Source organism: Enterobacter sp. 04-C-12-SI-ECC (assembly GCF_047530715.1).
GTDB classification, from domain to species: domain Bacteria; phylum Pseudomonadota; class Gammaproteobacteria; order Enterobacterales; family Enterobacteriaceae; genus Enterobacter; species Enterobacter bugandensis.
In genome coordinates this window covers 43,463-54,108 of record NZ_JBLKDI010000026.1, presented here as the reverse complement: position 1 = coordinate 54,108, position 10,646 = coordinate 43,463, and the positions used below count along the sequence as shown (strand labels likewise).

Here is a 10,646-nt window from a genome sequence, read left to right as displayed (position 1 = left end):
CAACAACGTGAAGAAGTGGCAGATCCCGCGATTCATCAACACGGATAAAGCGCCCGCCTATGGTCGCGCGCTTGCTCTGCTCAAACGCGAAGGCCGGTGCCCGTCTGACGTTGAACACCGATTATCCATAAAGCCAAAGCCCAGCACGTTGCAGCCTTCGTTGATGGCGGTCACGCCCTCTTCCACGGAACGCATGCCGTATTTGGCCTTGTAGCCATATTTGGTTTGGGCCGTGATGGCGCCCGCGCCGCCGCTGCCGCAGAAGGAGATGCCGAAGGTGGCGTTTTCCGCTTTCATTACGTCGCCGAGCTTCATGTCCGCCGCCATGCCCGGCACAACCACTGCGCGTCCACCTGCTTTTTCCACACCCGCAGCCACTTTCTGACCTTTACCCAGGCGATCGCCAATCACGACTGTAATCTGTTCCATGTGTTGCTCCTTAAAGGTTGTCTTTCGCGACTTCAAAGTGAACGGAGAGCAGCCAGGCCTCTTCATCAGGAAGGTTGCCAAACTGCGCCACCACTTCACGGGCAAGCTGCATTGAATCTGGTGAAATTTCGTCGAACAGCTCTGCTTCAACCTCCGGCAGCGGCTCGCCGGTCACGGACCGGTGCGCCATTGCGCGAACGTGGGAGGTGAGCATCTGCTCCTGTACCGCATTGGGGATGATGTTGTGCCGGGCCAGCAGGGCATAAACCTGCTGCAGCATGGTGTTCGCGAGCTGTTCTGTTTGCACCGCCTGTTCCCCAACGTCGTTCATTACCGCTCCGTTAATCACTCGTCTTACCCCGTTAATGGCTCTGGAATAAAACTAACGTTGGGCGTGAAGGGTTTGTAGCGAGTTGTTTTCCACTTCGAAGTGGAAAGGCGAGCCGCAGCAGTGATCTGTGCCACATAAATATGGTGAATCTGGATTAACGGCCGCATTTACGTGATGAATATCACGCTATTAAGCGGCACTAAACAGGTAAGCGGAGTGGAAAAGTTTACGAGCAGGCTCGTAGAAATGTGACGTGGATAAGGTTTTCTTATGGGGATTCGCTAGAGTGGCTGCGGGTGCTTGAGACTGACCGTCTCAGGCATGGGACGGAAAGTGGAAAGCCCCGCCTGATAGAAAATCAGGGCGGGGGCTCGAAACGACACGTCACGACCGTGGAGTTCGCTACCTCGCCCGCTTTAAAGCAAGGAGGCATCCATGAAACGCCAATCCCCAATTATCCGGGTTTCGATGATTGTTGCTTTGACAATAATCATCTTAACGCTGGTGACGAGGAAAACACTGTGCGAGATCCGTTTTCGAAACGGCTCGCTTGAAGTGACAGCGCGGATGGATTGTCGCTCCGGCCAGTAGGGAGCAAGGATGCGGGGGCGCTTAGTGCGCCTCCGCATACGGAGGAAGGACGTACAGCTCAGGCACCCAATTAACGGTATTTCTTGTGATACGTGTTGCGCGTCGCCACAAACTGGTCGGCCGCCGCCTGGGCTTCCTTCACTTTGCCTTCGTTAGCCAGCTTCAGCGCGCCGTCGATCTGACCGACCAGCACGTCAAAGCCGTGGCGATAGTCTTTCATCTCTGCGCTGTCTGCCGCTTTGCTTTCCAGCTTTGGCGGCGTCGCTTTTTGCGCGTCCAGCGCCGCTTCACGCATTTTGGTCAGTGCGCCTTTCATTTCCGCCGCATTGTCCGTTTTCTGCACTACCTTCAGGTTTTGACTGAGGATGTCCATGTTGTCTTCGAGATCGGCAGCAAACGCAGAAGAGCCAAGAACCAGCGTTGAAGCCGCGACGATCGCTAACAGGTGTTTACGCATTGCTCACTTCCTTTTTTATTATTAAAACGCTTTTCGGGTATTACTGGCCGGCGATTTTCATTTCCGGCAGTAATACAGAACCACACTGTATATTGCTACGTGTTTCAATATCGTTACCGACCGTAACGATATTGCGCCACATGTCCTTCAGGTTACCGGCGATGGTAATTTCGCTCACCGGATACTGAATTTCGCCGTTTTCGACCCAGAAGCCTGCCGCACCGCGAGAATAGTCGCCGGTGATGCCGCTTACGCCCTGGCCCATCAGCTCGGTGACCACCAGACCGGTGCCCATCTCTTTCAGCATCTGCTCGAAGTTCAGGCCCTGACCGGCAATGCGCCAGTTATGGATCCCGCCCGCATGTCCGGTGCTTTTCAGCCCCAGCTTGCGCGCGGAGTAGTTGGTCAGCAGCCACTGGGTCAGAATGCCGTCTTTAACGATATCGCGGCGTTCCGTGCGCACGCCTTCGCTGTCGAATGGCGTGGAGGCCAGCCCTTTCAGCAGGTGCGGATGTTCCTCGATAGTCAGCCACTCCGGCAGGATCTGCTTGCCCAGCGAGTCGAGCAGGAAGGTCGATTTACGGTACACCGAGCCGCCCGCGATAGCGCCCACCAGATGACCAAACAGACCGGTCGCCACTTCATTGGCAAAAATGACCGGGGCCTTCATGGTGGAGAGCTTACGCGGCGACAGGCGAGACAGCGTGCGTTCGGCACACTCTTTGCCCACCCACTCAGGAGACTGCAAATCCCCCAGCGCGCGGCCAATGGTGTAGGCGTAGTCACGCTCCATGTCGCCGTTCTCTTCGGCAATTACGCAGCTTGAAAGCGAGTGACGGGTGGAGCAGTAGCCCTGCAGCATGCCGTGGCTGTTGCCGAAAACTTTGATGCCGTAGTGGCTGTTAAAGCTGCCGCCTTCGGTATTCGTGATGCGCTTGTCAGCCTGCAAAGACGCCTGCTCGGCGCGCGCGGCCAGTTCAATCGCTTCATCCGGCGTGACTTCAGCCGGGTGGAAAAGATCGAGATCCGGCGCGTCAAACGCCAGCAGATCTTTATCCGCCACGCCTGCGTAAGGATCCGGAGAGGTGTAACGGGCGATATCCAGCGCCGCCTGCACCGTACGGGCGATGGCATCCGGGCTGAGATCGGTGGATGACGCGCTGCCTTTGCGGTTCTGGTGATACACCGTGATCCCAAGCGCGCCATCGCTGTTAAATTCTACATTCTCCACTTCGCCATAGCGGGTGCTCACGCTAATGCCGGTGGTTTTGCTGACCGCCACTTCGGCGCCATCTGATTTACCTGAAGCGAGCGTCAGCGCGGTGGAGACGGCTTCTTCCAGAATCTTACGCTGCGCTTCAACTTGTGAGGTTACTTTCATCGCAAATGCCATACTGTAAGAGAGAGTTAAGTGAAGTCTAACAGAGAACCGTTTTTCAGTGCGCGTCTTAACTGGTAACATTAGCCTCTTTTTTTAAGGAGCCTGACATGACTAAGCAGCCCGAAGACTGGCTCGACGACGTTCCCGGTGATGACATCGAAGACGAAGATGATGAGATCATCTGGGTCAGTAAAAGTGAAATTAAACGTGACGCCGAAGAGTTAAAACAGCTTGGCGCAGAAATGGTAGAACTGGGTAAAAACGCGCTGGATAAGATCCCGCTCGACCAGGATCTGCGTGATGCCATTGAACTGGCACAGAAAATCAAGAAAGAAGGCCGTCGTCGCCAGCTTCAGCTTATCGGTAAAATGCTGCGTCAGCGCGACGTGGATCCGATCCGTCAGGCGCTGGACAAGCTGAAAAACCGCCACAACCAGCAGGTTGCGCTGTTCCATAAGCTGGAGCAGATCCGCGATCGTCTGATTGAACAGGGTGATGATGCGGTACCGGAAGTGCTGAACCTGTGGCCGGATGCCGACCGCCAGCAGCTGCGTTCTTTGATCCGCAACGCGAAGAAAGAGAAAGAGGGGAATAAGCCGCCGAAATCCGCGCGTCTGATTTTCCAGTATCTGCGCGAGCTGTCTGAGAACGCAGAGTAATCCCCTCTCCCCAAAGGGGAGAGGGAGAAGAGATAATGAAGGCCCGGTAAGCGCTAGCGCCACCGGGCTTTTTTTACTCTGCGGCCGCGGCTTTCTTCGCCAGACCGTCCAGCAGCTTCTGATGGATCCCACCGAACCCGCCGTTGCTCATCACCAGAATGTGGTCGCCAGGCTGTGCGGCTTTCACCACCATATCCGCTAAGACATCCACGTCCGCGCTCCAGTGCGCAGGCTGAATGCAGGCGTCGGCCACTTCAGCCACCTGCCACGGAATATGCTGCGGCTGCAGCAGGAAGACTTCGTCGGCACGTCCCAGGGAAGGTGCGAGGTCGTCTTTGCAGATGCCCATTTTCATGGTGTTCGAGCGCGGTTCCAGCACCGCCAGAATGCGCGCGGTGCCGCCAACCTTGCCGCGTAACGCAGCAAGCGTCGCCAGAATGGCCGTTGGGTGGTGCGCGAAATCGTCATACACCGTCACGCCGTTCGCTTCGCCGCGCAGCTCCAGGCGGCGGCGGGCGTTGATAAACGTCCCCAGCGCATTGGCCGCATCCGCAGGCAGTACGCCCACGTGGCGCGCCGCGGCGATCGCCATCAGGCCGTTGTGCATGTTGTGCTCGCCCACCAGGCCCCACTTCACCTCGCCCACTTTCTCACCGTCGAGCAGTACTTCCCACTCGGAGGCATCCGCGTTGAGTTTTTTCGCCTGCCAGTGGCCCTGCTCGCCCACCAGCTCCTGCTCGCTCCAGCAGCCCATCGCCATGGTCTGCTTCAGGTTGATGTCGTTCTCCGGCAGGATAATGCGGCCCTGGCCCGGAACAATGCGCACCAGGTGGTGGAACTGTTTCTGAATGGCTTTCAGGTCGTCAAAGATATCCGCGTGGTCAAACTCAAGGTTGTTGAGGATCAGCGTGCGCGGGCAGTAGTGCACGAATTTGGAACGCTTGTCGAAGAATGCGCAGTCGTATTCATCCGCTTCAATCACAAAGAACGGGCTGTCGCCGAGACGCGCAGAGACGTCGAAGTTACCCGGCACGCCGCCGATCACGAAGCCCGGCTTGTAGCCGCAGGCTTCAAGGATCCAGGTCGCCATGCCGGCGGTGGTGGTTTTGCCGTGGGTACCGGCTACGGCAACCACCCATCGGTCGCGCAGCACGAAATCATGCAGCCACTGCGGGCCGGACATGAACGGAATATTGCGTTCCAGCACCGCTTCAACGCACGGGTTACCGCGGGTCATGGCGTTGCCAATGATGACCAGATCCGGCTCGGGATCCAGCTGGCTGGCATCGTAGCCCTGAATTAAAGAGATGCCCTGTTTCTCCAGAAGCGTGCTCATCGGCGGATACACATTGGCGTCCGAACCTGTCACTTCATGGCCCAGCGAGCGCGCCAGCATTGCCAGTCCGCCCATGAAAGTGCCACAAATCCCCAATATATGAATGCGCATACGTCACTATCCTTCTTTAATGTGGCGCACATTTTACTCACATGTTAGCGGCTGTGAAACGCATTTCAGGTAAATCCGTATGTTGCTGGCGCGATTCACCTCTGCGCTACTATTTGAATATTTGTTAAGATTGTTGGGCTTTAGTCGTTTTAGTGAACATACAATCGCTCTACTCACAAAGATGCAGGGAAAGTGTTATGAAAACGTTAGGTGAATTTATTGTCGAAAAGCAGCACGAGTTCTCTCATGCTACGGGTGAACTCACTGCTTTGCTGTCGGCAATAAAGCTGGGCGCTAAGATCATCCACCGTGATATCAACAAGGCCGGTCTGGTCGATATCCTGGGTGCCAGCGGTGCCGAGAACGTTCAGGGCGAGGTTCAGCAGAAACTCGATCTGTTCGCAAATGAAAAACTGAAAGCTGCACTGCGCGCGCGCGACATCGTTGCGGGTATCGCCTCCGAAGAAGAAGATGAAATTGTTGTATTCGAAGGGTGTGAACACGCGAAATACGTCGTACTGATGGATCCGCTCGACGGCTCCTCCAACATCGACGTTAACGTTTCTGTCGGTACCATTTTCTCCATCTACCGCCGCGTCACGCCTGTTGGTACGCCGGTAACCGAGGAAGATTTCCTGCAGCCGGGCAGTAACCAGGTTGCGGCCGGTTACGTCGTTTATGGCTCGTCCACCATGCTGGTCTACACCACCGGATGCGGGGTTCACGCCTTTACCTACGATCCGTCGCTGGGCGTCTTCTGCCTGTGCCAGGAACGTATGCGCTTCCCGGAGAAAGGCAGCACTTACTCCATCAACGAAGGCAACTACATCAAGTTCCCGAACGGCGTGAAGAAGTACATCAAATTCTGCCAGGAAGAAGATAAAGCGACCCAGCGCCCTTACACGTCCCGCTACATTGGCTCTCTGGTCGCGGATTTCCACCGTAACCTGCTGAAGGGCGGTATCTACCTCTATCCAAGCACCGCCAGCCACCCGGACGGGAAGCTGCGCCTGCTGTACGAATGCAACCCGATGGCGTTCCTGGCCGAACAGGCGGGCGGCAAGGCGAGCGACGGTAAACAGCGTATTCTGGACATCGTGCCGGAAAGCCTTCACCAGCGTCGTTCGTTCTTCGTTGGCAACAACCATATGGTTGAAGACGTTGAACGTTTTATCCGTGAGTATCCGGACGCGTAATATCTCTCCCGGGGAGCCAGTCTGGCTCCCCAACACATTTATATATTTTACCGTATAAGTGTTTATAAAAATCACGCTTTAATCTTCACCCCTGCTCCTGCATTATTTCCATAACAGTTTGACATTTATTTCCTGGAGCAGAATTGCAATGAAAAATTATTCCCGGGCTAATACCGGCATTGATTTAAATCTTATCCCTGTATTTATTGAAGTCGTCCGCTGCGGCAGTATGGCAAAAGCCTCTTTGCGCCTGGAGATGTCCCGTCCTGCGGTGAGCCTGGCGTTGAAGCGTTTTAATCAACTGTTTGATGAGCCGTTATTTTTTCGCAAAGGTTTATATCTCGAGCCGACTGAAAAAGCGTTAGCGTTAACCAACTCGCTGGAATTATTAATGGGTGATATTCACGATAATATTGCGGCGGTAAATTCCGCGAGAAATAAAGCCCCGGCACAGAACGCACCGGGGCTGGGAAATATTATGCCGCAGTCTGAGCCGTCACTTTGAATGATGACATGGCCTCCATCAGCTGACGCGACTGCTCCTCAAGGGAGCGGGTCGCGGCGGAGGATTGCTGCACCAGCGCCGCATTCTGCTGCGCGGTTTCATCCATCTGGTTCACCGCAATATTCACCTGCTCGATGCCGCGGCTCTGCTCCTGAGACGCGGTGGCAATTTCGCGCATCAGTTTGGTCATGCGCAGCACTTCGGTGGCAATCTCATCCATCGTTTCACCCGCCTGCTGGGCCAGCTCGCTGCCCTCGTTAACGTGGGCCTGCGAATCGCCGATCAGAGAGCGGATCTCTTTCGCCGCGTCGGCGCTGCGGCTGGCAAGGTTGCGGACTTCACCCGCGACCACGGCAAACCCGCGCCCCTGCTCGCCCGCGCGCGCCGCTTCCACGGAGGCGTTAAGCGCCAGAATGTTTGTCTGGAAGGCAATACCGTCAATCACGCTCAGGATGTCGGCGATGCGCGCCGAACTGCCGGAGATATCGCGCATTTTTTCAATCACGTAGCAGACCATTTCGCTGCCGTGATCGGCGGTGTCGGAAACAGACTTCGCCAGCTGGTGCGCCTGCTCGGCGTTGTCGGCGTTAAGCTTCACCGTGGCGGTGATCTGCTCCATGCTGGCGGCGGTCTGCTCCAGCGACGTGGCGGTGGATTCGGTGCGCTCGGCAAGATCCCGGTTCCCCGCCGTCAGCTCGCGGCTGCCGGTATCAATTTGCGAGCTGGCATCGCGAACCCGCAGAACCGAGCTCATCAGCGACTGACGCATCTCCTCTATCGCCGCATTGAGGCGGTTAAACTCCTGGCTCGCCGGGGCATTCAGCGTGTGGGTTAAATCGCCCGCCGCCACGTTCTCCAGCTGCGCAATGGAGGCAGACAGCGGCTTGAGCAGCATATGGCGCAGCGCCAGCCAGGCGAGCACGATAATGCCCGCCGTCAGCAGCGCAGCGACAATAATCAGGATCAGCACGCGGGTTTTACTCGCCTGTACGGCACGCACTTCCGCCTGACCTCGCGCTTCGCTCCATTTCTGAAACGCCTGCATGTCGTTATCGAACTGCTTCGCCACCGGAATCAGCGTGTTCTCCAGCAGATCGTAATAGCTGTCTGCGCTCTGGTCATTCAGGGTTTTCAGCATCGGGCCGATCCCCTGCTGGTTATACGTCGCCAGGCTGGCCGCGACTTTGTCGAGGAGCTGCTGCCCCTGTTCGTCAGCCACGCCGCCGTCAATCACGCCTTTTAACGTTTTCCGGGCCAGGGCGACTTCCTGATTGATGTTTTTTACCGCTTTGGTCGCATCGTCAAGCATGCCGATTTCCATCATGCGGACGGCCTGACCCGCCTCATTGCGCGCGCGCAGGATCAGCGTATAGCCGGTGTTCAGCTGCACCATCTGCTCACCCTGAAGGTGATTAATGCGCTGCAGTGAGGAAGAACTCTGTGTGAGGGCATAAATGCCGATGCCGCTGACAATCAGCAGCAGAAGGGTCATAACGGCCAGTAAAGAGAGCAAGCCGGTACGAATCGATAGCGTTTTAAGCATGATATTATTTCCGGTAGCGAGATATTTCTGGGCATAAAAGAAGAGTATCGGCCGCTACCGGAAAATGTTTAGACTTTAAGCAAATTCAGCGTGTTATCGCTCTGTTACCGATGTGTTTACGCGGGTAACAGGCGAGCTTTGACGGTTCTCCCAGAGCACCGTCAGCCCCCGCTGCAGGGCAATAAAAATAAACAGCAGAATGCCGATGGCGATCTTCGTCCACCACGAGCTGAGCGTGCCGTCAAAGTTGATATAGGTTTGTATCAGCCCCTGAATCGCGACGCCGAACAGCGTCCCCAGCACCGTCCCTACCCCGCCGCTGAGCAGCGTGCCGCCGATAACCACAGAAGCAATCGCATCCAGTTCCACGCCGACGCCTGCAAGGGCATAGCCCGCCTGGGTATACACCGAGAAGACAATACCCGCCAGGGTTGCCAGGCCGGTCGAAAGCATATAGATGCGGATGGTGGTGCTGCGGGTTGAGATCCCCATCAGGTTGGCCGACGTGGCGTTGCCGCCAATGGAGTACACCTGATTGCCGAACCGGGTGCGGTGGGCGAGGAAAATGCCAATCACCACCACGCCCAGCATCAGCAGCCCCATCGCGCTCAGGCGACCGCCGCCAGGAATTTTCCACGCCAGGCTGGAGAGCGTGTCATACACCGGATGGTTAATCGGAATCGACTCCTCAGAAACCAGATAACTTACGCCGCGCAGGAAAAACATCCCGGCCAGCGTTATGATAAAGGCCGGAATTTTCAGCGCGTCGATCAGCAGCCCCATAAAGGCGCCAAACGCGCAGCCCATCACCAGCACCAGCGGAAACGCCACCAGCGGCGAGATGCCCCAGAAGCCGATCGCCTTCGCGAGGAATACCCCCGTGAACGCGATCACCGACCCGACGGAGAGATCGATCCCGCCGGAGAGGATCACAAAGGTCATGCCGACGGCGATAATGCCTAAAAAGGCGTTGTCCGTCAGAATGTTGCAGATCACGCGCGTTGAGGCAAAACCGGGGAACTGCGTGAGGCAGTAGAGATACCCCAGCACAAACACGCCCAGCGTGATCATTAACGGTAAATTACGTTTTATCATGGCCACGGATCCCCTTAATGATGCTGACAAAGCGCGGCGACTGGACGATCAGCACGCAGAGTACAACTACCGCTTTTACCACCTGGTTGAGTTCCGGCTGGAATCCCGAGAGCAGGATCCCGGTGTTCATGCCCTGAATGATCAGCGCGCCGATCACCGAGAGCAGCAGGTTAAAGCGCCCGCCCATCAGCGACCCGCCGCCGATCACCACCGCGAGGATCGCATCCAGCTCCAGCCAGAGCCCGGCGTTATTGGCATCGGCCCCGCGAATATCGGCGGCGACGATGACACCGGCAATGGCGGCGCAGACGCCGCTCAGCACGTAGGTCAGCATCACCATCAGGCGGGTGTTGACCCCGGCGTTGCGCGCGGCGCGAATGTTGATCCCCACCGCCTCAATAAACATGCCGAGTGCCGTTTTGCGGGTGAAGAGCCAAAAGACAACAAGCGTGACCAGGGCAATAATCACTGGCGTCGGGAAGAACAGAAGGTTGCCGCTGCCAAGCCATGCCAGGCTCGGAGAGTTGAAGGTAACAATCTGCCCCGAGGTGATCAGCTGTGCGACCCCGCGCCCGGCCACCATCAGGATCAGCGTAGCGACAAAGGGCTGAATTTTCAGCACCGCCACCAGAATGCCGTTCCATAGTCCGGCCAGCACGCCGGTGCCTAAGGCTGCTAGCAGTACCACCGGCAGGCTGTGACCGGCCACGGTCATTGAGGCTGCCGTGGCCCCGGCGATAGCCATCACCGCGCCGACGGAGAGATCTATTCCGCCGGTGGCGATCACCAGCGTCATCCCAATCGCCAGCAGCGCCACGGGCGCGGCGCGGTTTAAAATATCGATCGGGCTGCCAAACAGGCGGCCATCCTGAACAATAATCTGGAAGAAATGCGGTGCGACAAGGCTATCTACCAGCAGCACCACCAGCAGCGCTGCAATTTGCGGCGTGCCGGTTGGCCAGCTAAAGCGGCGCTTTGACTCACCGGTTTGCGAAAGCGAACGGGACATCAC

General features: G+C 56.9%; 12 protein-coding genes. 4 read left to right on the top strand and 8 right to left on the bottom strand.

Annotation, left to right across the window (positions count from 1 at the left end; translation table 11 throughout):
• Window positions 1-57: 57 nt before the first annotated feature.
• Both ACMWL8_RS22915 and ACMWL8_RS22910 read right to left on the bottom strand, forming a co-directional pair.
• Entirely contained in the window at window positions 58-429 is a 372-nt protein-coding gene (locus tag ACMWL8_RS22915) for an SFCGS family glycine-rich protein (protein ID WP_414751615.1), read from the bottom strand.
• Between the two features lie 10 nt (window positions 430-439).
• The gene (locus ACMWL8_RS22910) at window positions 440-778 is read right to left on the bottom strand and encodes a PRD domain-containing protein (protein WP_026080657.1); all 339 of its coding nucleotides are present in this window, start codon (window positions 776-778) and stop codon (window positions 440-442) included.
• A gap of 417 nt (window positions 779-1,195) precedes the next feature.
• Here ACMWL8_RS22910 and ACMWL8_RS22905 point away from each other — a divergent pair, with 417 nt between their 5' ends.
• The gene (locus ACMWL8_RS22905) at window positions 1,196-1,351 is read left to right on the top strand and encodes a Hok/Gef family protein (RefSeq protein ID WP_041911460.1); all 156 of its coding nucleotides are present in this window, start codon (window positions 1,196-1,198) and stop codon (window positions 1,349-1,351) included.
• A 70-nt stretch (window positions 1,352-1,421) separates the two neighbouring features.
• Here ACMWL8_RS22905 and cybC read toward each other — a convergent pair whose 3' ends face one another.
• Both cybC and pmbA read right to left on the bottom strand, forming a co-directional pair.
• Window positions 1,422-1,808 (bottom strand): cytochrome b562, encoded by a 387-nt coding sequence (gene cybC, locus ACMWL8_RS22900; RefSeq protein ID WP_028015297.1) that lies wholly within the window; start codon window positions 1,806-1,808, stop codon window positions 1,422-1,424.
• A 40-nt stretch (window positions 1,809-1,848) separates the two neighbouring features.
• Complete coding sequence (gene pmbA / locus ACMWL8_RS22895; RefSeq protein WP_032644960.1) at window positions 1,849-3,201, bottom strand: metalloprotease PmbA; 1,353 nt, start codon at window positions 3,199-3,201, stop codon at window positions 1,849-1,851.
• A 95-nt stretch (window positions 3,202-3,296) separates the two neighbouring features.
• On the opposite strand from pmbA, the gene yjgA reads away from it, so the two are divergent.
• Complete coding sequence (yjgA, locus tag ACMWL8_RS22890; protein ID WP_028015295.1) at window positions 3,297-3,848, top strand: ribosome biogenesis factor YjgA; 552 nt, start codon at window positions 3,297-3,299, stop codon at window positions 3,846-3,848.
• Window positions 3,849-3,921: 73 nt separating this feature from the next.
• Here yjgA and mpl read toward each other — a convergent pair whose 3' ends face one another.
• On the bottom strand, window positions 3,922-5,295 hold the full coding sequence (mpl, locus tag ACMWL8_RS22885) for a UDP-N-acetylmuramate:L-alanyl-gamma-D-glutamyl-meso-diaminopimelate ligase (RefSeq protein WP_028015294.1): 1,374 nt from the start codon (window positions 5,293-5,295) through the stop codon (window positions 3,922-3,924).
• Between the two features lie 197 nt (window positions 5,296-5,492).
• Here mpl and fbp point away from each other — a divergent pair, with 197 nt between their 5' ends.
• Window positions 5,493-6,491 (top strand): class 1 fructose-bisphosphatase, encoded by a 999-nt coding sequence (gene fbp / locus ACMWL8_RS22880; RefSeq protein WP_028015293.1) that lies wholly within the window; start codon window positions 5,493-5,495, stop codon window positions 6,489-6,491.
• A 148-nt stretch (window positions 6,492-6,639) separates the two neighbouring features.
• Window positions 6,640-6,996, top strand: a complete 357-nt coding sequence (locus tag ACMWL8_RS22875; RefSeq protein ID WP_041911461.1) for a helix-turn-helix domain-containing protein — start codon at window positions 6,640-6,642, stop codon at window positions 6,994-6,996.
• On the opposite strand, the gene ACMWL8_RS22870 is transcribed toward ACMWL8_RS22875, so the two are convergent.
• From ACMWL8_RS22870 to ytfT, 3 genes are all read right to left on the bottom strand, one after another.
• Entirely contained in the window at window positions 6,968-8,539 is a 1,572-nt protein-coding gene (locus ACMWL8_RS22870; protein WP_045259618.1) for a methyl-accepting chemotaxis protein, read from the bottom strand. The two genes, ACMWL8_RS22875 and ACMWL8_RS22870, sit on opposite strands and share 29 nt — an antisense overlap.
• Before the next feature lie 93 nt (window positions 8,540-8,632).
• On the bottom strand, window positions 8,633-9,634 hold the full coding sequence (gene yjfF / locus ACMWL8_RS22865) for a galactofuranose ABC transporter, permease protein YjfF (protein WP_045259619.1): 1,002 nt from the start codon (window positions 9,632-9,634) through the stop codon (window positions 8,633-8,635).
• A complete protein-coding gene (gene ytfT / locus ACMWL8_RS22860; RefSeq protein WP_162196517.1) occupies window positions 9,621-10,646 on the bottom strand; it encodes a galactofuranose ABC transporter, ATP-binding protein YtfT in 1,026 nt (341 codons plus the stop codon). The genes yjfF and ytfT overlap by 14 nt, the downstream gene beginning before the upstream one ends.